Origin of the sequence: Pseudomonas sp. CP4, assembly GCF_047758505.1 — a bacterium.
GTDB classification, from domain to species: domain Bacteria; phylum Pseudomonadota; class Gammaproteobacteria; order Pseudomonadales; family Pseudomonadaceae; genus Aquipseudomonas; species Aquipseudomonas fluorescens_AO.
The window spans coordinates 4,044,657-4,067,740 of the sequence record NZ_CP180489.1; the positions used below are offsets into that span (position 1 = coordinate 4,044,657).

Genomic DNA, 23,084 nt, shown 5'->3' on the forward strand with positions numbered 1-23,084 from the left:
ATCGCCTGTATTCGCGAGCAGGCTCGCTCCCACACTGGATTTGCGGTGGAAACAAAAGGTGTGGCCGCACTCAATCTACTGTGGGAGCGAGCCTGCTCGCGAAGAGGCCTGCCAACCAACACAAATGTTAGTTTAGAGTTCAGGAGTCCAGGTCACCCCAAACATCCACGCCCGGCCCTCCTCACGATAGCCATACTGCGCGCCGTCATAGCTGTAATTCGCCCGGCTGTAACCCTTGTCCAGCAGGTTATCCACCTTCAGATCCAGCTTGATCTCACGATTGAGCGCCCAACTGCTGCGCAGCCCGAGCGTGCCGTAGCCGCCCAGCGACTGGGTGTTGTTCAAGTCATCGTAACTGCCGCTGACCAATTGCCAACTGGCGCCGAGTCCCAAGCGATCGAATTGCCGATCCACATCCCAGCTGGCCGTGCGCCGCGCCCGTCGCGCCAAGGTATGCCCGGTATCGCGATCACGGGGATCGATGATTGCTACGCCAAGATTGCTCTGCCAGCCAAACAGCTCCTGCTTCAGTGCTGCTTCAAAGCCGTTGATGCGTGCTGACGCAACGTTCTCTGGGCGTGAGTTGCTGCCAAAGATGATCGCGTCTTCCAGGTCGGTGCGGTAAAACGAGGCTTCCACCCTCGCGCTGTCGCTCAACTGGCTGCGCCATTGCAGTTCGTAGCTTTTCGAAGTTTCCGGTTTCAGGTCGGGATTGCTGAAGTCCGGGTAGTACAGGTCGTTGAAGGTCGGCGCACGGAACCCTTCGCTGTAGCTCAGCAGCACGTCGTTGTCCGGGTTCAGCGGCAGGGTGAAGGTGCCGCTCCAGGTGTTCTGGCTGCCGAACTGCTGGTTGTCGTCGTGGCGCAGGCCGATCTCGGTAGAGAAGCTGTCGGCCTGGTAGCGATGCTGGATGAACGCGGCGCGATTCCAGCGGCTGTCCTCGTCAAACGCAGTGCTGCTGTTGACCCGGTCTTCATACCAGTCGCCGCCCAGAATCAGGCTGTTGCGCGCGTCCAGCGTCAGGTCGTTCTGCCAGTTCACCGAGTCGCGATAAGTGTTGAACACCGTGCGCTCGTCGCTGAGCTTGTCGAAGGTCTTTTCGCGGTTTTCGCTGTGGCCGAATTCGATGCGGGTTTTCAAGATTTCGTTGACCCGCGCATCGACATAACTGCTGAGGCTGCTGACATTGAAATCACTATAGGGCTGCTGTTGCACCGACTCGAACGTGTCCATATCGAAGCGGCCGAACGGGTTGTCGAATTCGCTCCGGCCACGGTTATCCAGCAGATTGGCGCCGATTTCGATGTCTTCGGTCAGCGCGTGGCTGAGGCTCAGGCTGAGGGATTTGCTGCGGTAGGCATCATGGTCGCGGTCGCTTGGATACGACTCGTGGGTACGGTCGATCCCGGCCGTTTCGTCGAGGCTGGCGCCGAGGTTGAAGCGGGTGTTCTCGTCGCCGCCGGACAAGCCGATGCTGCGTTCCCATGTCTGCTGACTGCCGAAGCCGAGGTGCAAGCGTGGCTGCAAGCCTTGCTCGGTGCCGCGTCGGGTGAAGATCTGGATCACCCCGCCAATCGCGTCGCTGCCGTAAATCACCGAGCGCGAACCGCGCAGCACTTCGATGCGCTCGATCTGCTCGATGTTCAGGTGCTGCAGGTTGCTGTCGCCGGAAGTCGAGTTGCCGATGCGCTGGCCATCGACCAGCACCAGACTCTGCGCCGATTGCGTGCCGCGAATGTAGATCCCCGGCAGACTGCCGCGCCCGCCGGTCTGCGCCACTTGCACGCCAGGCACGCGACGCAGCAGATCGGGCACGTCGCTGGGTTGCAGGCGATCAATGTCTTCGCGGGTGAACACGGTGTTGGCGGCGCTGCTGTCGTTGCGCGCTTCGACCTGACGATTGGCGCTGATCAGCGTGTCCGGCAGCTTCAGCGCCTGATCGCGTTCGAAGGTGTCGGCGAGGGCGCTGGCGGTTGGCAGCAGGAGGAAGGGCAGGGCGAGGCGGAGGTTCATCGGTGGTCCGTGAGAAATTGCAGATGTACACAAATTTTATGCTTCCACAAAACACTGTGGGAGCGGGCTTGCCCGCGAAGAGGCCGGTACATTCAACATCGAGGTTGAATGTGCCGACGCCTTCGCGGGCAAGCCCGCTCCCACAGGTATTGTGTGTTCAGCGAGTTAGCGGGCGAGCAATGCCAGGCGCTGGCGAATCGACGCTTCGATTCCGGCCTCATCGAGCCCGCATTCGGCGAGCATCTGCGCCGGTTTCGCATGCTCGACATAAATATCCGGCAAGCCCAGATGCAGCATCGACTTGAGGATGTTCTCGCGGGCGAGGAATTCGCTGACCGCGCCGCCAGCGCCGCCCATGATTGCGTTCTCTTCGATGGTCACCAGCAGCTCGTGGCTACCGGCGATCTCGCGCACCAGCGCTTCATCCAGCGGTTTGACGAACCGCATGTCGACCACGGTGGCGTTGAGTTTCTCGGCGACTTTCAAGGCTTCGCTCAGTTGCACGCCGAACACCAGCATGGCGACCTTGCTGCCCTGACGACGAACGATGCCCTTGCCGATTTCGATCGCTTCGAGATCTTTTTCGATGACTGCATTCGGCCCGCTGCCACGCGGGTAACGCACCGCCGCCGGGCCGTTGTAGAGGTGGCCGGTGGTGAGCATCTTGCGCAGTTCGTTTTCATCGCTCGGGGTCATGATGACCATCCCCGGGATGCAGCGCAGGTACGACAGGTCGTAGCTGCCAGCATGGGTCGGGCCGTCTTCGCCGACCAGACCGGCACGGTCGATGGCGAACAGCACGTCGAGGTTCTGCACCGCGACATCGTGCACCAACTGGTCGTAACCGCGTTGCAGGAACGTCGAGTAGATTGCCACCACCGGTTTCGCGCCTTCGCAGGCCATGCCGGCGGCGAACGTCACCGCGTGCTGCTCGGCAATCGCCACGTCGAAATAGCGCTCGGGGAAACGCTCGCTGAACGCCACCAGATCCGAGCCTTCCTTCATCGCCGGGGTGATCCCGACCAGACGCGCGTCAGCCGCGGCCATGTCGCACAGCCACTCGCCGAACACTGCCGAATACTTCGGCCCGCTGGCGACTTTCGGCGCAGCGGCCGGGGCGTCCAGAGGTTCGAGTTTGGTGATGGCGTGATAACCGATCGGGTCGACTTCCGCCGGGGCGAAGCCTTTGCCTTTCTTGGTGACGATGTGCAGGAACTGAGGGCCTTTGAGATCGCGCATGTTGCGCAGCGTGGCGATCAGGGTCGGTAGGTCGTGGCCGTCGATCGGGCCGATGTAGTTCCAGCCCAGTTCTTCGAACAGGGTGCCGGGGACCAGCATGCCCTTGGCATATTCTTCGGTGCGACGGGCGATTTCCCAGGCGCCGGGCAGGCGCGAAAGGACTTTCTTGCTGCCCTCGCGCATGCTCGCATAGGTGCGGCTGGACAGGATCTTCGCCAGATAATTCGACAACCCGCCGACGTTGCGAGAGATCGACATATCGTTGTCGTTGAGGATCACCAGCATGTTGGCGTTGACTTCCGGCGCATGGTTGAGCGCCTCGAAAGCCATGCCCGCGGTCAGCGCACCGTCGCCGATCACGGCGATGGCTTTGCGATCGCTATCCTGCAGGCGGGCGGCAATGGCCATGCCCAGCGCGGCACTGATCGAGGTGCTGGAGTGGCCGACGCCAAAGGTGTCGTACTCGCTCTCGGAGCGGCGCGGGAAGGCGGCAATGCCGTCCTTCTGACGCAGGCTGGCCATGCGCTCGCGGCGACCGGTGAGGATCTTGTGCGGATACGCCTGATGCCCGACGTCCCACAGCAGACGGTCGTCCGGGGTGTCAAAGACGTAATGCAACGCGATGGTCAGCTCGATCACGCCCAGGCCGGCACCGAAATGCCCACCGGTCTGGCCGACCGTGTAGAGCAATTCCAGGCGCAACTCATCGGCCAGGGTTTCCAGCTCGGCTTCGCCTAACCGGCGCAGGCCGTCCGGCGTGTTCGCACGGTCGAGCAGGGGCGTGGTCGGGCGCTTGCGGGGAATCTCATGAAACGTCGTGGGCATCAGGCGAATCGTTATAGGTATAAAAGATGCGGCAGTTTACCTGATGCATCGGCCCCTGCCCACGCGTTGGTCTTTTTTGGCCGATACGCCGTCAGTTGCGCCGCTCGACGATATACCGGGCCAGCTCGCGCAACGGCTCGGCGGCCGCGTCAAACGGTCGCAGCGCCTGCAGGGCCTGATCGCGCAGTTCCAGCGCATAAGCCTTGGCGGCGTCGAGACCGAGCAGGGCCGGGTAGGTCGGCTTGTCGCGGGCAATGTCGGCGCCCTGGCGTTTGCCGAGGGTGGCGGTATCGCTTTCCACGTCGAGGATGTCGTCCTGCACCTGAAAGGCCAGACCGATGGCCTGTGCATAAGTCTGCAGGGCCTGTAGCTGATCGGGTTGGGCGTGGCCGCTGGCCAGGGCGCCGAGCCTGACGCTGACTTCAATCAGCGCGCCGGTCTTGTGCCGGTGCATTTGTTCGAGAGCTGTTTGATCGAGCTTGACACCGACCGACCCGAGGTCGATGGCCTGGCCACCGACCATGCCGGCCGGGCCGGCTGCATGGGCCAGCGCCGTGACCATCTGCAGACGGATTTCGCTGCTGCAATCGCTCAGACGCGGGTCGAGCAGCGCGCTGAAGGCCAGGCTCTGCAAGCCGTCACCGGCGAGGATCGCGCAGGCTTCGTCGAATTTCTTGTGGGTCGTCGGCTGGCCGCGACGCAGATCGTCGTCGTCCATCGCTGGCAAATCGTCATGCACCAGCGAATAGGCGTGGATCAATTCGACCGCACACGCAGCGCCACTGGCCTGTTCAGCCTGGCCACCGAGGGCTTCGCACGCGGCGTACGCCAGCAATGGGCGCACGCGTTTGCCGCCGTTCATCACGCTGTAGCGCATCGCTTCGTAGAGCCGCGCCAGTTCCGGCAGCGGCGCGTTGAACAGCGTCTCCAGCGCCGCGTTGACCCGGGCCTGACTGCTCGCCGAATACGCCGCGATCATTCTGGCTCATCCGCGTCGAAGGGTTCCTCGGCGAGCTCGCCATCGCGCTCCAGCAGCACCTGCACTTTCTGCTCGGCCTGGGCCAGCGCCGCCTGGCAGTCACGGGTCAGACCGATGCCCTGCTCGAAAGCGGTCAGCGAGTCTTCCAGCGACAATTCACCGTTCTCCAGACGCTCGACCAGTGTTTGCAGGTCGGCGAGGGATTGTTCGAAATCCAGTGCAGCTTTTTTGCGGGCCATGGCGGCAATTTCCGGTAGACGTTAAACCGGCGCGACACTAGCAGATAGGGGGGGTATGGGCAAATGAGACGCCCCACCCAAAGCCGCGCACATGACCCCGTGGCGAGGGGATTTATCCCCGCTGGGTTGCGTAGCAACCCTAAAACCAGACAACCGATACTCTCAGGAAAATCGAAGTCGCCGGTTTTACGACTGCTGCGCAGCCGAGCTGGGATAAATCCCCTTGTCACAAAGTTAATGAGAAGTTTCGGGGCTGAGGCTTATTCGGCTCATTTTATGAGCCGAATAACTTCGCTATTCGGCTCACGCCCTCTCGAAAGCGCAATTCCTACAGCAATCACACATGTATCCGATTGTTAAAAAACTGCCGAATCGCTAATCTTCGCCGCTTCTACGGCCCCGACAGTTGGGGGGCACTCAGACGAAACGCAGTTCACCGCTGTGAAGTACCGAGGATCGGGTGCGAGGTTTCGTTCAAGGCATGGCAGGAGGCGTCACATGCGTTCATTTCTTTTGCTGCTGATCGGCTTCGCCTGCGCGCCTGTGCTGTGGGCCGCGCCGACTGCGCAATTGTCCGAGCCGGTCGGCGGCTGGCGTTATCACGGCTTGCTCGATCGTTCGGAAAATCCGCAGGTCGCCTACCCGACGCCGCCGATCGATCGCGGCATCCAGCGCAATCGCACGATGATCCAGGGCCAGCTCAAGGCTCTGGGGCACATGCGCCCGCCGCACAGCCTCGCCGTCAACGGCAATCCATTGAATCTGTACACCGATGATCAGGGGCGCTTCGCCCGGCCTTACGCGTTCGGCGCCGGCTCCAACAGCGTTGAAGTGATCAGCGCCGAAGGCCAGTCGCTCAAGCGCGTGCAATTTTATGAAGCAAATAATCTGCGCACGCCGGCGAAGATTCGTCTTGTCTTGGGATGGGACGACCCGAAAGCCGAACTGGATCTGCATATTGTCACCCCCGACGGCCAGCATGCCTTTTGGGCACGGCCGGCGCTGAGCAATGGCGGCGGCCTCGACCCGGATGGTGTCGACGGCCCCGGCCCGGAAATGTTCACCATGACCGCGCCGCTGCACGGCACGTATCTGGTCTACGTCAACTATTGGGGCAACTACGGCGATGGTGGCTATAACTTCGAGGAGACCAGCAATCAGAACGAGGTGATCACCTCGCAGATCACCCTGGTGCTCAACGAAAACACCGTCGACGAAAAACGCGAAACCTTCATCGTGCCCCTGCGGGCGATCGGTGATCTGTTGCTGGTCAAGACTTTCAACTATTAAGCATCCCGCCACGGATGAACTCGGATGTTGTGAACATGAGCGATAACACTGTGACTCCAACTGCCGCGACACCGGCGGCCAAACCTTCGCGGCGCTGGCCGCTGGTCGTGCTCGGCCTGTGCCTGGTGGCCGGTGTGGCGGGCGGTTTCGGCTGGCTGCTGCTCAAGCCCAAAGCGCCGCAGGCGACACTTGCCAGTGACAAGCTCGGCCTCGGCCGTCCGGACGCCTTGCTCGAAACCCGCTCGCTGAGTCAGTTGCCCAAGGACCTGCTGACGGTGCCGTTCCTCAAGGCCACGCTCACCGAGGATTTCGTTTTCTATTACGAAATCCACGCAGACCGACTTGGCCTGATCGGCAGCCTGCGCCGGATCATCTACGAGCATGACCTGAAGTTGCAGGACAGCCTGATCGAACAGCTTTTTGATCAACCGGCCGATGTTGCGCTGTGGCGTGGTGCGGATGGTCGCTTGAAGGATTTCCTGCTGGTGATGGATCGCGGCGGGTTGGCCAAGCTGCTCGAGCCATTGGCGAAAGTGGCGCTGGATGACACCCAGCTCAGCGTCTTCGGCAATCTCAAGGTCGGCAGCGACGAAGTGCCGCTGTATCAACTCAGCTACAACGCCAGCAAATCGCTGCTGTTCGCGTCGCGCGGTGACAAGCTGGTGGTGCTGTCCAATCCAGCCAAGTACTACGACCCCGAGAGCGGCGTCTCGGAAGAATCCGGCCGCGTCTCAGCGCAAGCGCTGGCGGCGTTGCTCAACGGTGAAAAACTCTTTCCGGAAGCGTTCGGCCTGCCAGCGAAGAGCCCGGAAACCAAACAGCGCCTGTCGGTCAATTCCAGCGTGCTCGCCATGGGCTATCAGCGCTTCATCCCGAATTTCGCCGGCCTGCGTTTCGACATGGACGACAAGGGCTGGCACAGCTATCTGGCCATGGATGAACTGGAAAACCAGCCGGACTTCGATTTCAAACCGGTCTGGCAGGCGATGCCGCTGGGGGCGAGCGCTTGCGTGACCCTGCCGGTGGCGGCCGAGCCGCAGAAACCGATATTGATGAAACTCGGTGCCGATGAAGCTGTTGCGCAAACGCTGACCGAACACGTCGCTGGCGCGGCCGGTCTGTGCTGGTACGCCGATTCGCGGCTGTACACGCCGTTGCTGGTTGCCAGTCTCAAAGACGAAGACAGCAGCAAGCTCGACGCTGATCTGGGCAAGTTGTTCGGTTCGATGGTCGGCGCGTTCGAAGCCAACGTCGCCGAAAACGTATTCCCGGTGATCGACAAGCAGGAAGGCCAAAGCCACGTCTGGCAGCGTCAGGTCAGTTCCAGTTTCGGCCCGTACGCGGCGAAGACCGCCGAGAACCCGGAGGCGATTTCCGGCAAGGCGTTCATGAAAGTCAGCCTTGCCCGTCACGGCTCGACGCTGCTGTTCTCCCTCGACGACAAACTCGTCGACAAAGCCCTCGGCACCCTCGACAAGCGCTTCCCGCCGATGGCCGATGTGCTGCCTAAAGACGTGCTGATGCCGATCTACTTCGGCCCGGACGCGATGGCGCAACTGATGCAGCGCGAAACCCTCGACAGCCTGCCGCAGGACATGGAACCGGTGTTTTATAACGCTGCGCAAACCTACCTGATGCCGAAACTGCGCACCCTTGGCGGTTACGGCAAATATGCCCTGACCCTGCCCGAAGGCAGCGAGCCGGACGGCCACTGGCAATGGCTGCCGCTGGAATGGAAGGCGCTGTGAACGCACTGATCCGCAGCCTCGGCCTGCTCGCGTTGCTGCTGAGCGCAGGCGCCCATGCGGTTGAGGCGCCAGCACTCGATCCGGCGCAATCACAAGTGTTTCGCGCCTGGTTTGTGCGTATTGCTCAAGAGCAATTGAGCCAGGGCCCTAGCCCGCGCTGGTATCAGCAGGACTGCGCGGGGCTGGTGCGCTTTGCCGCCAACGAAGCGCTGAAAGTCCATGACGACAAATGGCTGCGCAGCAATGGTCTGTCCAATCGCTATCTGCCGCCGGAACTGGCGCTGAGCGACGCGCAACGCAAACTCGCGCAACAGTGGCAGCAGGGCGGCGGCAAGGCCGGGCCGTACGTCAACGCGATCAAACTGATTCAATTCAACAGCCATCTGGTCGGCCGCGATATGTCGCAGGCGCGGCCCGGTGACCTGATGTTTTTCGATCAGGGCGACGACCAGCACCTGATGATCTGGATGGGCCGCTACATCGCCTATCACACCGGCACCACCACCCCCACTGACAATGGCATGCGTTCGGCAAGCCTGCAGCAACTCATGACATGGAAGGACACCCGATGGATACCCGACGCAGCCAACCCCAACTTCATCGGCGTCTATCGACTGAACTTTCTCTCCCAATGACCGGTGCCCGCATGTTGCGTATCTGTTCGCGAATTTCCTTGCTGTTGGCGTTGTTGCTACCGTTTACCTGCGTCAACGCCGAAGACTCGGTGGAACCGAGCAATTACACGCCGGTGGCCGGTGAGAGTTTCTTCCTGCTCGCCGACAGCAGTTTTGCCAGCGACGAGCCGGCGATGGTCCGCCTCGAAGCCCCGGGTCGTGACTACCGGCGTTTCCGCATGGAGCCGTACGGCGGCGCCGACATCCGCGTGTATCGCATCGACAAGCCGCTGGACTTTCTCAAGCGCCAGAAGAACCTGCACCGCGTCGTCAGTGACGGCCAGTTCAAGGGTGAAGGTTTGTCCAACACCCTCGCGTATCTGTGGGACAACTGGTATCGCAAATCCCGCCGGGTGATGCAGCGTGCGTTCTCTTACGAGTCGCGCAAGCAGGTCACCGAAGAAGTGCCGGAGCTGAAAATGGGCGAGGCCATGGCCGCGCCGACGCCGTACGACGCGCAGCCACAATTTGCCTTGATTCCGGGTTTGCCGGTGGTCAGCCAGTTTCGCTATCCGCTGTGGCAGGCCAAGCCGATTCAGCCACCGGCCGGGGTCAATCTGGCTGGGTCTTCGAGTGACTTTGTCAGCGTCGCACCGGGCAACGTGTACATCCCGTTGGGTAACCTGAAACCGGGGCTGTATCTGGTTGAAGCGCTGATCGGCAAGTACCGCGCGACCACCATGGTTTTCGTCTCCAACACCGTCGCGGTGAGCAAGATTGCCGGTGATGAGCTGCTGGTCTGGGCCGCACGCAAGCATGAAGGCAGCTCGGTGCCGAAGGTCAATGTGCTGTGGACCGATGGCCTCGGCGTGATGAGCAGCGGAGCTACCGATGCCGACGGTCTGCTGCGTCTGAAACACGTCAGCCCGGAGCGCTCGTTTGTCATCGGCGAGGACGAAGAAGGCGGCGTATTCGTCTCGGAGAACTTCTACTACGACAGTGAAATCTACGACACCAAACTCTATGCCTTCACCGACCGGCCGCTGTATCGCCCGGGCGATTGGGTGTCGCTGAAAATCGTCGGTCGCGAGTTCAAGAATGCCCGTGATTCGGTGCTGCCGGGCGCGGCGGATGTCGGTGTCAGCGTGCTTGATGCCACGGGGACCGAACTGCAAACCCTCGATCTGAAGCTTGATTCGAAAGCAGGAACCCAGGGCCGTTTCCAGTTACCGGATAACGCCGTGGCCGGTGGTTACGAAATCCGCTTCAACTACAAAGATCAGGCCTACAGCAGTGCTTTCCGTGTGGCTGAGTACATAAAGCCGCACTTCGAAATCTCGCTGAATCTGGCCAGGCAGGATTACCGCACCGGTGAGCCGGTGAAAGGCAGTCTGGTGTTGCTCTACCCGGACGGCAAACCGGTGGCCAACGCGAAATTGAGCCTGAGCCTGCGTGCCCAGCAACTGTCGATGGTCGACAACGAGCTGCAATACCTCGGGCAATTCCCGGTGGAGCTGACGAGCACCGAACTGACCACCGACAGCAAGGGCAACGCAACCCTCGACCTGCCAGCCGCCGACAAGCCAAGCCGCTACATGCTCACCGTATTCGCCAGCGACGGCGCGGCGTATCGGGTCAAGACCACCAAGGAAATCCTCATCGACCGTGGCGCGGCAAGTTTTCGCTTGAGCGCACCGCAGCGTTTCAGCGCGGTCGGCGACAAGGTTGCCTTCAGCTACGCCAACGAGGGTGGCACTGAACAAAGCAAAGCCGTGACGCCGAGCAGCTACGCCTGGGTGCGCCTGGAGGACCAGAGCACTGGCGAAGGCAAACTCGCCGCAACGGATAAAGGCTTCAGCCTCGCCTTCGAGCGCCCGGGCACCTACAACCTGACGCTGAAAGATCAACACGGTCGTGTTCTTGGTGCCACCGGCCATGCGGTCACCGGCGACGGTGTGAAAGCGGTGCCGGGTACCGTGGAAATCGTCCTCGACAGGCCTGAGTACAAGGCGGGCGAAGAAGCGCTGGCGCTGATCACCTTCCCCGAGCCGGTCAGCGATGCACTGCTGTCGCTGGAGCGCGACAAGGTAGAAGCGACCGCGCTGTTGGCCAAGGGCGGCGACTGGCTGAAGCTGGAAAAACTCAGCGACACCCAATACCGCGCGCGCATTGCGGTGAAGGATAACTTCGCGCCGAACCTGACCTTCTCCGTGCTCTACACCAAGGGCGGTCAGTACAGCTTCCAGAACGCCGGGATCAAAGTGGTCGCGCCGCAAATCGACGTGGCGATCAGCACCGATAAAGCTGTGTATCTGCCGGGCGACACGGTGACGGTCGACCTGACCACGCAGTTCGCCGGCAAAGCCGTTCCGGCGCATCTGACGGTCAGCGTGGTCGATGAAATGGTCTACGCGCTGCAACCCGAAGTCGCGCCGACCATCGACCAGTTCTTCTATCACCCACGGCGCAACAACGTGCGTACCAGTGCCAGCCTGTCGTTTATTAGTTACGACGTGGCGTTGCCGGGCAGCCCCGGCGCACCCGGTAAAGCCAATCGCAGCGAACGCGGCGTGAAAGTGCTCGAGCGTCCGCGCCGTGAAGACGTCGACACCGCTGCGTGGCAGCCGGAATTGTTGACCGGCGCCGACGGCAAAACCCGTTTCACCTTCAAAATGCCCGACTCGCTGACTCGCTGGCGCATCACCGCGCGGGCGATTGCCGATGACGGTCAGGTCGGGCAGAAGAAGCAGTTTGTCCGTTCGGAAAAACCGCTGTACCTGAAGTGGAGCGGGCCGAGCAAATTCCGCAAGGGCGATCAGCCGCAACTGGGGGTGTTTGCGTTCAGTCAGGCGGAGAAACCGGTCAAGGCGGAACTGGTGACTCACTATGCCGGTACCGAACAACGTCTGCCGGTGACCCTGAACAGCGGCATCAATTACCTGCCACTGCCGGCGTTCGCTTTGGCCTCTGGCGGGTGGACGGCGGAGCTGGTGCAGGACGGCAAAGTGGCCGATGCCCTGGCTGTGCGCTTGAGTGCCACCGGCGACGGCTGGCAGGTCACTCAGACGCAAAGCCTCGACGTGGCCAGCGGCGATACGCCGTTGAGTTTGCCGGCGGATGCCACGGATATTCGCCTGCGTCTGGATGACAGTCCGCAAGCGCTGTTCCGTTCCGCCCTCGACGATCTGCTCAGCTACCCGTACGGCGGCGTCGAGCAGACCGCCAGTCGCTTGTTGCCATTGAGCATCGCTTATCCATCGCTGGCGTCGAACCCGCAGATTCGCGATCGCTTGCGTCTGATCATGCAGAACAGTCGTCTGCGCCTGGTGCAAATGGCCGGGCCGTCGGCCAGCTTCACCTGGTGGGGCTATGAAGGCGAGCCGGATGCATTTCTCACCGCCTATGCCTATTACGCCGACTGGAACGCCAGCCGCGTACTCGAGCTGAACCTGCCGCCTGAGCACTGGCAGCGGGTACTCGAGGTGTACGCCAAGCAGGCACCGAACACGCCGTTGCTGCAGCGGGCGCTGATTCTGTCGTTCGCCAAACAGATGCAGTTGCCAGTGAACACGCTGCTCAGCGGTTTGATCGACGATTTGGTCAAGGCCGGTGAAGGCAGTGCCGAAACCTTGCTTGATGACGGCCAGGACAGTCTGGTGATGGGCGACCCGGTTTCGGCGCTCGGTCTGGCGGCGGCCCGGGTGCTTACTGCATCGTTGGCCACGCAGGCGAAAGTTGCTTTGCCGGAGGCGTTCAATCGGCAACTGGGCGTAGCGCAACAACGTCTGGCGACCAGTTCGCAGCCTTTTGTCGAAGCGCTGAACCTGTCGCTGCAACCGTTTGATCAGGCTCGCGCCACGGCATTGCTGCAACGCTTGCTGCCGCAGCAATCGACGCTGGAACGCGCACTGGCGCTAACCTGGCTGCAACGCAGCATCGCTCAGGCCTCGCCAACCATCGCGTTGATGCCGGGTGAGGGCTGGAAGAAAAACTACGGCGCCAGCGGCGAGATGTACTGGACATGGCAAGGCGCAACGCCGCTGCCGAATGTGCTGAGCGTGTCCGGCACGCAAGAGCGGCCGCTGCGTGCGGCGCTGAGCTTCCAGACTCAACAGCCGCAGGTCGATCCGATGGCCGTGACCATCACCCGGCGCCTGTCGCGTCTGGTGCCGGGCGACGAAGCGTTCACCTTCAAACTCGAGCCGGTCGGCACGAAGCCGCTGTCCAGCGACAGCCTGTACCTGGACGAGGTGATCCTCACCAGCAAGGCAGCGAAACCGCTGCGCTACGGCATGCTTGAAGTGCCGCTGCCACCGGGCGCGGATGTCGAGCGCACGACGTGGGGCATCAAGTTGCAGGGCAAGGACGGCACCGAACCGACCGCGCTGGAGAAGGCGCGTTTCGAGCCGGGTCAGTTGGCATACGCGGTGCCGGTCGACGCGCTGAGTGGCGAGTTGCGCCTGCGTCATCTGGTGCGCTTCTCGCAGAAGGGCCAGTTCAATCTGCCACCGGTACGCTTCAAGCAAGTGTATGCACCGCAGCATCAGGCCCAGGAGGCGAAAGCCGCCCTCGGTCAGGTCACGGTCAACTGACATGCGCCGGCCGCTGTTGTGGCTGCTGATGTGTGTGATGCCTGCGCTGGCGACAGCGCAGGACGAGCCATTGCGCGTGGCCTATCAGGGCGAGTTGTTGTCGTTGAGTCAGACGCAACTGATCAAGCGCGAACCGTTGCCAGCGTCGCTGGATGCGCCGCTGGGCAGTCTGTGGAAGTTGTTCGTCTACGCGTGGCTGGTGGATACCGGTGCACGGGAACCGGCTTATGAATGTCGCGGGCAGTCCAAAGAAGAAGTTTATTGTTGCTCGGCGGGCGGCAGGATCGAGCGGGATCAGGCGCTGGTGAAGTCCTGCGGTCTGTATTTCGAACCGACGCGGTTGGGCATCGCAGCGACGGATTGGCGAGCGTATTGGCAGGCGCGGCAGGCGCCGTCGTGGTTGCTGGATTTGCCAGCCGTGCAACCGGCAACAAGGGTTTCGGTTGCCGAGTTATTGAGCGTTCTGGCGTTGCTGCCAGCCCAGGATCAGATGCGTCGGGTGTTGCTCGATGTCGTACTGAACGCGGCGGACGGCAATGTCGTCGGCGAGTTGGGCGGGCGCCTGCGGGTGAAAACCTGGAGCTGGCTCGGCGACCTGGATGCACAATCGCGGCAAGGTGGATTCGCTGGCTGGACCGCCGACGGCGCGCCGATCTGGGCGGGTGGGCGCGGCACCAGTCAAATGGTTCTGCGTCATTACGCTCAGGCGCTGGCCAGCGTATTACCGACGGCTTGGCCAGCGGACGCAGGACGCTGTGTGGAAGTCGGGCTGTTCTCGAAATACCCGGTTTCGAAAGTTCTGGCCGGGGATCGTGTTGCCACGTCCGGGCCATTGCGCGGCGACTACCGCGTCGAGTTCGCCAACGGCAACGCGCTGGATATCCACAGCGACGGCGAACTGTTTCTGCTCGACGACAAACTCGTCGCAAGGCTTGATCGCGAAGAATATGTTGCCCGCGTCCTTGAGCGCGAAGCCAAACCGCAACCCGCCGAAGCCGCCAAAGCGCTGGCCGTAGCGATCCGCACCTATCTGCTGCAAAACGCCACGCGCAACGGCGATTGCCTGAGCATCGACGACAGCAGCAATCGCCAGCGCGTCGCCCCGCGTCCTGCTTCCGCCGAGTCGCGCAACATTGCGGCGTGGACGGCGGATCTGGTACTGGCCGGCAGCACCGTCACCTATCACTCCGACCAACCCGGTCCGGACAAACTCGCTTGGCAGCAAGCCGTCGAGCAAGCGAACGCCGGCCAGCGTTACGACGCGATTCTGCTGCACGCTTATCCGCGCGCCAGCCTCAGCCGCTGGGACAACCCGGTCGCCTCCTGCGAAGCATTGCCCGCCGCGCAAGACTGGCTGCAGAAACAGCGACGCGGCTGGCGTCCGAGGCTCGAAAGCGAAACCGGCTACAACGAAGTCAGCACGTTTGCCGTATGCAAACTGGCCTTCGGCCGGCCCTTCGTCGACCGCGAACGCCAGCGCATTTACGTGCGCGGCGTGCTGACCCTGCAGGATCGCCTCGACCTGACTCATGAATATCTGCACCTGGCCTTCGAAGCACACCCCCACGGCCAGGATGAAACCTACATCGAAGGGCTCGCCCGTCACCTTTTGCTGGAATAGACCATGACACTCCGTTATCCACAGGTCTTGCTGCTGCTCTGTGCCCTCAACGTGCTACCGCAAGCGTTCGCCGCCGAGGGCGTCAAACTCGACACTCCAATCGGCGGCTGGCGCAGCGGCGCGCCAGAAGGCGAGGGCGAGAGCTTTCGCCAGACCGTCAACTACCCGGCCTCGTCGGTCAACACACCGCTTGGTCAGGCCAATACCGCCAGAATCAGCGGTCAGATCAAAGCCGTGCCGAAGAACGACGAACCCGGACGCCTGATCGTCAACGGCGTCAGCATGCCGCTGAAAATCGACCCAACCGGCGGCTTCGATCGGCCGTTCTCCTTCCCCAACGGCAGCAACAGCGTCGAAGTGCGCAGCGCCGACGGCCAGCAACGCTACCGCACGCAGTTCCTCAACGCCCGCGGCGGCGCCACCCCGGCCAAATTGCGCGTCCTGCTGGCCTGGGACAGCGACGGCACCGACCTCGACCTGCACCTGATCACCCCCGACGGCGCCCACATCTGGTACGGCAACCGCAGCGCCGCCAACGGCGCCGCACTGGACGTCGACGTCACCACCGGCTACGGCCCGGAAATCGCCGCCATGCCCGCGCCGATCAAGGGGCAGTATCTGGTGTACGTGAATTATTACGGCGGCGGGTATCGCGGAGATGACGAAGGAGGGGATGAAGCGGTGCAGGCGCTGACCACGGCGCAGGTGACGGTGATTACTGAAGAAGGCACGCCGAGCGAGAAGATGGAGACGTTTGTAGTGCCGATGCGGACAGCGGGGGAGCTGACGTTGGTGAAGTCGTTCAGTTATCCGTGAATTCCCGGCTAATTTGGAAAAACGCCGCAAAGCGCGTTGCCCTGATAACCATGAACAATCGGCCCCAGCATCATGAACGGGCCGCAGGCGTAGAACGGCGACGGCACCGTTTGTTTTGAATAGAGCAAAACGATTTCATTTCCAAATTCGTCGCTGCCGAAGGACTGCTCGGAGTACGACGTACACACGGGCAATTTCAGCGGAACAGGAATGATCAACGCCCAAACCGTGACGCCACACCATTCTCGGGTAGGCGCTGATTGCACGGTTCGGGTAATCGCTGGCGTGAGCGAACGAGCACTTAGAGCTTTGTACTCGTCAGTTCTGAGTGTGGTTTTCTCAGGCAACGCCACGATGGCACCGACGCAGCCTGAGAGATAAAAACTTATCGCAGCGATCAGGATGACCGGTCCAAGCAGCGTGAAACGAGGGGCGAATCGCATGTTTTAACTTCCTTGTGAAGCGCTTCGGAATTGTAGTGCCCAGCTTGTTCGATTCCTTCCAAGCGAGAGGCGTATCCTTTTTGCAGGCATTAAAAAGCCGGCTTGTGGCCGGCTTCTCGGGGACTGGCTTGGTTTATTTTTGGTAAACCGCGCCAGCCTTCAAAACGTACATCCGGATCTTGCGTCCGGCTGTGGGACTTGGTCAGACGTTGGTCTGCCGCGTCGGGCGTCATCCGAGCCGCTGGGCGGGTCGATGCGCGAATGTGGGGCGCAGGATACTGAGTTTTGCTTTGGATTCCCAGCCTCAAGTGCGGTTTAGAGCGACTGAAGCGGTACAAAATCGGGATTTGTACCGATTGTCTGGGCCTCTTCGCGTGCAAGCCCGCTCCCACAGGTTCGAGTGAACTGTCATAGAAACGGCACCACCGGCCGGCGCTTGCCCAGTGTCGACCACCAGAACACCCAGCCAAGAATGTGAATCCGCTGCTCTTCGATCTGCGCCGGCCGGAAAACCTCGTCGGGGTATTCGGCGCTGTTGTGGCTGCGCATGCGCAGGCCGTTGCCGGGCATGCGGTGCAGGTATTTGATGCGCAGCATGCCGTCATGCTCTATGGCGTAGATTTCGCCGTCGACGACTTGGGTTAGGCCGCGGTCGATGGCGACGATAGAGCCGTCTTCGATGCGATCGGCCATGCTGTTGCCGATCATGTGCGCGCAGATGGCGTTGGCGTGCTGGATGTCGAGTTGATCGAGGTGGGCGCGGGGCAGGCGCAGGGATTGGTCGGGGTCGAGAATGACGTGGGTTTTGCCATCACCATTGGCGATCGGGGTTTCCTTGAAGAAGGCCAGATCGATGTCGCTGGGATTGATGACGGTGTAGACGCCGCAGATCGACTGGGCGTCGAACGTGTCGCCATTACTGGCGGGTGGGTGCAGGCGCGGGACCTCCTTGACGCCTTCACCGGTTTTCAGCCATTCACTATTGACCGACAACAGGCGTGAGACTTCTTCCATGCGATACGCCGGGACGCCCCGGGTGTACCAGTTATGAACGTTTTGGGCTTCCGTGCCCCAGAACCTTGCGAAATCCGTGGTGCTGATGTTCGCTGCTTCCAGGAGTGCCTTGAATCGTGGACCGCTAGTGTTCTTTCTCATAAACACGGAGTCTACGGCCGGACCAGAGCGGTTTGAATAAACCGGGCGTTCAAAAAAAGCCTGTATTTTGCGACGGGATGTAAGACGTGCTTGTGGGAAATTAAACAGATTAAAACTGCATGTAGGAATTTAAACGGTTTGTTTAGTCGGGCTTTTTCAAGAGGCCCTTACCCCAACCCTCTCCCGGAGGGAGAGGGGGCCGACCAGGGTGTATTTCGAGTTACATCGACCTGAACAACCGAGTCGATTATGCAGACGCCAATAACAAAAAACCCCGGAAGTCCGGGGTTTTTTTCAAGCGTCACGCGAAGCGCAATGGCTTAGCCCTTGTAGGCGGCAACCGACTTGGTGATCGCTTCGCGGGCAGCGTCTGCACCGGCCCAGCCTTCGATCTTGACCCACTTGCCTTTCTCGAGATCCTTGTAGTTCGCGAAGAAGTGCTCGATCTGCTGGATCAGCAGGGGTGGCAGGTCGGTATATTCCTTCACATCGACGTACAGCTGCGACAGCTTGTCGTGTGGCACTGCGATGACTTTGGCATCGCCGCCGCCGTCGTCGGTCATGTTCAGGATGCCGACCGGACGGGCGCGGATTACCGAGCCTGGCGCGACCGGGTAGGGGGTCACGACCAGCACGTCGAGGGGATCACCATCGTCAGCCAGGGTGTTCGGGATGTAACCGTAGTTGGCCGGGTAGAACATTGGGGTGGCCATGAAACGGTCAACGAACAGGCAATCGCTGTCTTTGTCGATTTCGTATTTGATCGGCGCGTGGTTGGCCGGGATCTCGATCGCGACGTAGATGTCGTTCGGCAGGTCTTTGCCAGCCGGAATCTTGCTGTAGCTCATTGGGCGTTGCCCCCGTAGTTGACCAAAAACACTTGGCCGGATTGACCAAAAAGTGGCGGCGATTATAGGCACATTCCTACGTCGACGCCACGTACCAGAAATCGTGCAGAGCTTAGTCGTGCGCCTGATAGACCGGGTCTGTGGCTTGAAGTTGCCGCAGTCTGCCCAACGGATCCTGCCGGTAGAAAAGCTGCAGTTGCAAGTAGACCTGTGGATAAGCCTCATGCAGCAGATCCGGGGCGCTGAAGAAGTATTCGCTGGTGACGGCGAAGAACTCCGCCGGGTTCTCGGCGGCGTAGGGATCGATGGCGGTTTCAGCGTCGGGATCGTGATCGAGCTGGCGGTTGAGGTCGTCGTAGGCGGCCTGCATCACTTCGGCCCAGTCGCTGACGCGCATGTCGGCGTGCAGTGGCGGCAGGCCGTTGGCGTCGCCGTTGAGCATGTCGAGCTTATGCGCCAATTCGTGGATCACCAGGTTGTAGCCTTCCCAGCCACCGCTGGCCTGTACGCCAGGCCAGGCGAGAATCACCGGCCCCTGCTGCCAGGCTTCACCGCTGTGTTCGCCATCCCACTCATGTTCGACGCCGCTGGCATCGCGATGGCGTTGCGGGCTGAGGAAGTCATCGGGGTATAGAACGATCTCGTGGAAGCCCTGATACCAGTTCAGATCGCCGAGATGCAGCAACGGCAACTGCGCCTGGGCGGCGAGCAGCAGGCGCTGTTCCTGATGCAGTTCGACGCCGGGCAGGGCGGTCAGGTGTTTGTCGTCGAGAAACAGCACACAGGCTTCGCGCAGCCACTGGTCTTCAGCCGCGCTGATGCCGTCGAGGAAGGAGAGTTGGTGGCGCACCCGTTGCCACAGGTCGTCGGCAATCGGGTGGCTGGCCAGGATGCGCCGGCGACGCCAGGCGCTCAGAGACCACATCGGATCAGTGCGATTGCACTTTGGTGCCGCCGAAACGGCTGCGCACCACGCCGATGATCATCGGCACCAGCGACAGCAGGATGATTGCCACCACCAGCAGAGAGAGGTTTTTCTTGATGAACGGCACGTTGCCGAAGAAATAACCCAGAGTGACCAGACCGCCGACCCAGAGGATGGTGCCGAGCACGCTGAAGCCGAAGAAACGCGGGTACGGCATCCGCGCCACACCGGCAACGAACGGCGCGAAGGTGCGGATGATCGGCAGGAAGCGCGCCATGGTCACGGTCTTGCCGCCGTGCTTGTCGTAGAAGTCGTGGGTTTTTTGCAGGTAATCGCGACGGAAGATTTTCGAGTTCGGGTTGCTGAACAGCTTCTCCCCGGCCGTGCGTCCGATCACGTAGTTGGTGCTGTCGCCCATGATCGCCGCCAGCATCAGCAGGCCGCCGAGCAACACCGGATCCATGCCGCCGCCGGCCGCCACCGCGCCCGCGATGAACAGCAGCGAGTCGCCGGGCAGGAACGGCATCACCACCAGACCGGTTTCACAGAAGATCACCAGAAACAGGATGGCGTAAATCCATGGCCCATAGTTGTTCACCAGCAAATCGAGGTACACGTCGAGATGCAGGATAAGGTCGAGCGGGTTGAAATCCATGGGGGCACCTGTATGACGGCCCGACTCGGCAGGCCTGTGCGGATGACTTCGTGTAAGCCTACAGCGGGGTGTAGTTTTTCTTACAAGCCGGAAAGATCGGGATTATACGGTCTGACCGCTGAAAAGCGCGCCGGTTTTGTAGCGGGGAGTGTCGCGAAGTGAGCAATTGTCAGGGAAGGGGCGGCCGTGGCGAGGGAGCGAACTCCCTCATCACCGAAGCCGTTGGAGTCAGAGCTCGTCGCTGATCGGCAGTACGTAGTTCTTGAACTCGGTGTCTTCCTTGAAGCCGATCGATTCGTAGGTTTTCTGCGCCACTTCGTTGTTCGCGCTGGTCGAGACGCGCATGCGCACGGCCTGGGTTTCCTTGGCCATTTTCTTCGCAGTGCGGATCAGGTTGTCGGCGACCAGTTGCCGGCGCGCGTCTTCAGCAACGTAGATATCGTTGAGAATCCACACGCGTTTGAGCGACAGCGACGAAAAGCTCGGATACAGCTGGCAGAAGCCCATGAGTTTCTTGTCGTCATCGTCGGCCAGGGCCAGATAGATCACCGACTCTTTGCGGCGCAGGCGTTTTTCGAGGAACGCGCGGGAGGAATCCGGGTAAGGCAGGGAGCCGTAGAACTCGCGATATTTGACGAACAAAGGAGTCAGCAAATCCAGATGTTCGAGGGTCGCTTGAATAATCCGCATGATAGGTCTCGTCTTCAAGTGGCTGTCTTCAACTGCTCTGACGGCGATGGGAAACCCGGGCGGCCGTGCGTCGATCCTGCCTGAAAGCAGCGCAGAAAGGCAATGCGGAAACGGTTCAGGCTGGCGGTGGATCGAGCAGGAAGTTGCCTTTCATGTCGACAGCGTCGTCGGCCTCCAATGTGTGCAACTGAGCTTCATCCTTCAGATTGACCCCCGACAGCTGCCGCCGACAGGCCTCGCGCATCAGATACAGCAAGCGATGCGCCGCCATGCCATAGCTCAAGCCTTCAAGCCGAACATTGGAAATGCAGTTGCGATACGCGTCGGTCAGGCCGACCTTTGGCGCATAGGTGAAATACAGCCCGAGGCTGTCCGGCGAACTCAGGCCCGGACGCTCGCCGATCAGCATCACCACCATCTTCGCCCCGAGCAACTGGCCGATCTCGTCACCGATGGCAACGCGACCCTGCTCGACCAGCACCACCGGCGCCACGGACCAGCCGTCGCCGCTCATCTGTTCTTCCAGGCGCGTCAGGAATGGCAGGGTGTGGCGGTGCACTGCCAGTGCCGACAGGCCATCGGCGACGACCATCACTAGGTCGACCCCGCCTGGGTGTTCGCTGGCATAGTCGTGCAAGGTCTGCGCCGACTCATCGCTGAGCTTGCGCCCCAGGTCCGGGCGTTGCAGATAGGTGTGTCGGTCCGGCGCGGCGCTTTGCAGCGCCAGGGTTTCGCGCCCGCGCTCGCTCAGTTGTGCGCTGATTTCGCTGTGATCGAAGGCCAGGTGCACGGCATCGCGGGCCTGGGCGTGGGCAAACTGAAAATCCAGCTGCGCCCGCGTCGGCAGACTGGTGCCGGTGCGGCCCAGGGCAATGCGTGCCGGCGTCAGGCGGCGCAGTTCCAGCCAGGGGTTTTGCGGATCGACCGGTGGTTTTTCCATAAGACTCATCCCAAATGCGCCAAGGCCTGGCGGAACGCCGGCGGCAGGTTGTTGCCGAAGCGAACCTTGCCGTCCGCCTGGGTGAAGATGCCCATGTTGGCCAGCCATTGCTCGAACTCCGGCGCCGGTTTCAGGCCCAGGGTCTGGCGGGCGTACAAGGCATCGTGAAACGAAGTGGTCTGGTAATTGAGCATGATGTCGTCCGAGCCGGGGATGCCCATGATGAAGTTGATGCCGGCAACGCCGAGCAACGTCAGCAGGGTGTCCATGTCGTCCTGATCGGCTTCGGCGTGGTTGGTGTAGCAGATGTCGCAGCCCATCGGCACGCCGAGCAACTTGCCGCAGAAGTGGTCTTCGAGGCCGGCGCGGATGATCTGTTTGCCGTTGTAGAGGTATTCCGGGCCGATAAATCCTACGACGGTGTTCACCAGGAACGGCTTGAAATGTCGCGCCACGGCGTAGGCCCTTGTCTCGCAGGTCTGTTGATCGACGCCGTGGTGGGCGTTGGCCGACAGCGCGCTGCCCTGACCGGTTTCGAAATACATCAGGTTCTGCCCGAGGGTGCCGCGCTTGAGGCTGAGCCCGGCGTCATAACCTTCCTGCAAGACGTTGAGGTTGATGCCGAAACTGGCATTGGCTGCCTCAGTGCCGGCAATCGACTGAAACACCAGATCCAGCGGCACGCCACGGTTGATCGCCTCGATCGAGGTGGTGACGTGAGTCAGCACACAGGCCTGGGTGGGAATGTCGTAGCGCTGGATGATCGCGTCGAGCATCTCCAGCATCGCGCAGATCGAAGCGATGCTGTCGGTGGCCGGGTTGACCCCGATCATTGCATCGCCGTTGCCGTAGAGCAGGCCGTCGAGAATACTCGCGGCAATGCCGGACGGCTCGTCAGTCGGATGGTTGGGTTGCAGGCGGGTCGACAGGCGCCCGCGTAAACCGAGGGTGCCGCGAAATTGGGTGACCACGCGGATTTTCTGCGCGACCAGCACCAGGTCCTGCACGCGCATGATCTTCGACACGGCGGCGACCATTTCCGGGGTCAGGCCGGGGGCGAGGGCGCGCAGGCTGGTTTCGTCCGCCGCATCACTGAGCAGCCAGTCGCGAAAGCCGCCAACGGTAAGGTGGCTGACCACGGCGAAGGCTTGTTTGTCGTGGGTGTCGATGATCAGCCGAGTCACTTCATCGGCTTCGTAGGGAATCAGCGCTTCTTGCAGGAAGTGGGTGAGCGGGATGTCCGCCAGGGCCATTTGCGCGGCTACCCGTTCGCCGTCGTTGAGCGCGGCGATCTCGGCGAGAAAATCCCCCGAGCGGGCGGGGCTGGCCTTGGCCATGACATCTTTGAGGCTGTCGAAGCGGTAAGTCTGCGCGCCGACCGTGTGAGCAAAACTGGCCATTCAGCGTTCTCCGTGACGGCGCAGAATGCGTCTGCGCCGTGGTTTTCGACAA

At 61.4% G+C, this 23,084-nt stretch carries 18 protein-coding genes; 6 read left to right on the top strand and 12 right to left on the bottom strand.

Annotated elements, in window-relative coordinates; all coding sequences use genetic code 11:
- Positions 1-132: 132 nt before the first annotated feature.
- From ACMYUN_RS18155 to ACMYUN_RS18170, 4 genes are all read right to left on the bottom strand, one after another.
- Complete coding sequence (locus ACMYUN_RS18155; protein ID WP_415761305.1) at positions 133-2,013, bottom strand: TonB-dependent receptor domain-containing protein; 1,881 nt, start codon at positions 2,011-2,013, stop codon at positions 133-135.
- Positions 2,014-2,178: 165 nt separating this feature from the next.
- Entirely contained in the window at positions 2,179-4,077 is a 1,899-nt protein-coding gene (gene dxs, locus ACMYUN_RS18160) for a 1-deoxy-D-xylulose-5-phosphate synthase (RefSeq protein WP_415761306.1), read from the bottom strand.
- Positions 4,078-4,168: 91 nt separating this feature from the next.
- Complete coding sequence (gene ispA / locus ACMYUN_RS18165; RefSeq protein ID WP_039761874.1) at positions 4,169-5,056, bottom strand: (2E,6E)-farnesyl diphosphate synthase; 888 nt, start codon at positions 5,054-5,056, stop codon at positions 4,169-4,171.
- Positions 5,053-5,295: an exodeoxyribonuclease VII small subunit gene (locus ACMYUN_RS18170; protein ID WP_016772991.1), complete on the bottom strand. Its 243-nt coding sequence runs from the start codon at positions 5,293-5,295 to the stop codon at positions 5,053-5,055. Before ACMYUN_RS18170 ends, ispA begins: the two co-directional genes overlap by 4 nt.
- Before the next feature lie 498 nt (positions 5,296-5,793).
- On the opposite strand from ACMYUN_RS18170, the gene ACMYUN_RS18175 reads away from it, so the two are divergent.
- The 6 genes from ACMYUN_RS18175 to ACMYUN_RS18200 are packed head-to-tail and all read left to right on the top strand — an operon-like array spanning position 5,794 to position 15,976.
- Positions 5,794-6,585, top strand: coding sequence for a YfaP family protein (locus tag ACMYUN_RS18175; RefSeq protein ID WP_095181922.1), 792 nt, complete (start codon positions 5,794-5,796; stop codon positions 6,583-6,585).
- A gap of 35 nt (positions 6,586-6,620) precedes the next feature.
- Positions 6,621-8,333, top strand: coding sequence for a DUF2138 domain-containing protein (locus tag ACMYUN_RS18180; protein WP_415761307.1), 1,713 nt, complete (start codon positions 6,621-6,623; stop codon positions 8,331-8,333).
- A complete protein-coding gene (locus ACMYUN_RS18185) occupies positions 8,318-8,968 on the top strand; it encodes a DUF1175 domain-containing protein (protein WP_415763982.1) in 651 nt (216 codons plus the stop codon). Before ACMYUN_RS18180 ends, ACMYUN_RS18185 begins: the two co-directional genes overlap by 16 nt.
- Entirely contained in the window at positions 8,965-13,539 is a 4,575-nt protein-coding gene (locus tag ACMYUN_RS18190; protein WP_415761308.1) for an alpha-2-macroglobulin family protein, read from the top strand. Before ACMYUN_RS18185 ends, ACMYUN_RS18190 begins: the two co-directional genes overlap by 4 nt.
- 1 nt (position 13,540) lies before the next feature.
- Positions 13,541-15,160, top strand: coding sequence for a DUF2300 domain-containing protein (locus tag ACMYUN_RS18195; protein WP_415761309.1), 1,620 nt, complete (start codon positions 13,541-13,543; stop codon positions 15,158-15,160).
- A 3-nt stretch (positions 15,161-15,163) separates the two neighbouring features.
- Positions 15,164-15,976, top strand: a complete 813-nt coding sequence (locus ACMYUN_RS18200; RefSeq protein WP_415761310.1) for a YfaP family protein — start codon at positions 15,164-15,166, stop codon at positions 15,974-15,976.
- 8 nt (positions 15,977-15,984) lie between these two features.
- Here ACMYUN_RS18200 and ACMYUN_RS18205 read toward each other — a convergent pair whose 3' ends face one another.
- The 8 genes from ACMYUN_RS18205 to ACMYUN_RS18240 all read right to left on the bottom strand — a co-directional run bounded on the left by ACMYUN_RS18205 (position 15,985) and on the right by ACMYUN_RS18240 (position 23,032).
- Entirely contained in the window at positions 15,985-16,419 is a 435-nt protein-coding gene (locus tag ACMYUN_RS18205; protein ID WP_415761311.1) for a hypothetical protein, read from the bottom strand.
- A gap of 408 nt (positions 16,420-16,827) precedes the next feature.
- Entirely contained in the window at positions 16,828-17,574 is a 747-nt protein-coding gene (locus ACMYUN_RS18210) for a S24 family peptidase (protein ID WP_415761312.1), read from the bottom strand.
- 320 nt (positions 17,575-17,894) lie between these two features.
- On the bottom strand, positions 17,895-18,422 hold the full coding sequence (gene ppa, locus ACMYUN_RS18215; RefSeq protein WP_003205933.1) for an inorganic diphosphatase: 528 nt from the start codon (positions 18,420-18,422) through the stop codon (positions 17,895-17,897).
- A 112-nt stretch (positions 18,423-18,534) separates the two neighbouring features.
- Positions 18,535-19,347 carry a zinc-dependent peptidase gene (locus ACMYUN_RS18220; RefSeq protein ID WP_415761313.1) on the bottom strand — a complete coding sequence of 271 codons (813 nt, stop codon included), beginning with the start codon at positions 19,345-19,347 and terminating at the stop codon, positions 18,535-18,537.
- A gap of 4 nt (positions 19,348-19,351) precedes the next feature.
- The gene (locus tag ACMYUN_RS18225) at positions 19,352-20,002 is read right to left on the bottom strand and encodes a DedA family protein (RefSeq protein WP_016773001.1); all 651 of its coding nucleotides are present in this window, start codon (positions 20,000-20,002) and stop codon (positions 19,352-19,354) included.
- A gap of 228 nt (positions 20,003-20,230) precedes the next feature.
- Positions 20,231-20,692, bottom strand: a complete 462-nt coding sequence (locus ACMYUN_RS18230) for a GNAT family N-acetyltransferase (protein WP_016773002.1) — start codon at positions 20,690-20,692, stop codon at positions 20,231-20,233.
- A 115-nt stretch (positions 20,693-20,807) separates the two neighbouring features.
- Positions 20,808-21,632 (bottom strand): ethanolamine ammonia-lyase subunit EutC, encoded by an 825-nt coding sequence (gene eutC, locus ACMYUN_RS18235; RefSeq protein ID WP_415761314.1) that lies wholly within the window; start codon positions 21,630-21,632, stop codon positions 20,808-20,810.
- Positions 21,633-21,637: 5 nt separating this feature from the next.
- Positions 21,638-23,032, bottom strand: a complete 1,395-nt coding sequence (locus ACMYUN_RS18240; protein WP_039761855.1) for an ethanolamine ammonia-lyase subunit EutB — start codon at positions 23,030-23,032, stop codon at positions 21,638-21,640.
- Between the last annotated feature and the right edge of the window lie 52 nt (positions 23,033-23,084).

Bases quoted from the DNA above. Each gene is read 5' to 3' on its own strand.
- ACMYUN_RS18155 (WP_415761305.1), bottom strand. From the start codon at position 2,013: ATGAACCTCCGCCTCGCCCTGCCCTTCCTCCTGCTGCCAACCGCCAGC.
- dxs (WP_415761306.1), bottom strand. From the start codon at position 4,077: ATGCCCACGACGTTTCATGAGATTCCCCGCAAGCGCCCGACCACGCCC.
- ispA (WP_039761874.1), bottom strand. From the start codon at position 5,056: ATGATCGCGGCGTATTCGGCGAGCAGTCAGGCCCGGGTCAACGCGGCG.
- ACMYUN_RS18170 (WP_016772991.1), bottom strand. From the start codon at position 5,295: ATGGCCCGCAAAAAAGCTGCACTGGATTTCGAACAATCCCTCGCCGAC.
- ACMYUN_RS18175 (WP_095181922.1), top strand. From the start codon at position 5,794: ATGCGTTCATTTCTTTTGCTGCTGATCGGCTTCGCCTGCGCGCCTGTG.
- ACMYUN_RS18180 (WP_415761307.1), top strand. From the start codon at position 6,621: ATGAGCGATAACACTGTGACTCCAACTGCCGCGACACCGGCGGCCAAA.
- ACMYUN_RS18185 (WP_415763982.1), top strand. From the start codon at position 8,318: ATGGAAGGCGCTGTGAACGCACTGATCCGCAGCCTCGGCCTGCTCGCG.
- ACMYUN_RS18190 (WP_415761308.1), top strand. From the start codon at position 8,965: ATGACCGGTGCCCGCATGTTGCGTATCTGTTCGCGAATTTCCTTGCTG.
- ACMYUN_RS18195 (WP_415761309.1), top strand. From the start codon at position 13,541: ATGCGCCGGCCGCTGTTGTGGCTGCTGATGTGTGTGATGCCTGCGCTG.
- ACMYUN_RS18200 (WP_415761310.1), top strand. From the start codon at position 15,164: ATGACACTCCGTTATCCACAGGTCTTGCTGCTGCTCTGTGCCCTCAAC.
- ACMYUN_RS18205 (WP_415761311.1), bottom strand. From the start codon at position 16,419: ATGCGATTCGCCCCTCGTTTCACGCTGCTTGGACCGGTCATCCTGATC.
- ACMYUN_RS18210 (WP_415761312.1), bottom strand. From the start codon at position 17,574: ATGAGAAAGAACACTAGCGGTCCACGATTCAAGGCACTCCTGGAAGCA.
- ppa (WP_003205933.1), bottom strand. From the start codon at position 18,422: ATGAGCTACAGCAAGATTCCGGCTGGCAAAGACCTGCCGAACGACATC.
- ACMYUN_RS18220 (WP_415761313.1), bottom strand. From the start codon at position 19,347: ATGTGGTCTCTGAGCGCCTGGCGTCGCCGGCGCATCCTGGCCAGCCAC.
- ACMYUN_RS18225 (WP_016773001.1), bottom strand. From the start codon at position 20,002: ATGGATTTCAACCCGCTCGACCTTATCCTGCATCTCGACGTGTACCTC.
- ACMYUN_RS18230 (WP_016773002.1), bottom strand. From the start codon at position 20,692: ATGCGGATTATTCAAGCGACCCTCGAACATCTGGATTTGCTGACTCCT.
- eutC (WP_415761314.1), bottom strand. From the start codon at position 21,632: ATGGAAAAACCACCGGTCGATCCGCAAAACCCCTGGCTGGAACTGCGC.
- ACMYUN_RS18240 (WP_039761855.1), bottom strand. From the start codon at position 23,032: ATGGCCAGTTTTGCTCACACGGTCGGCGCGCAGACTTACCGCTTCGAC.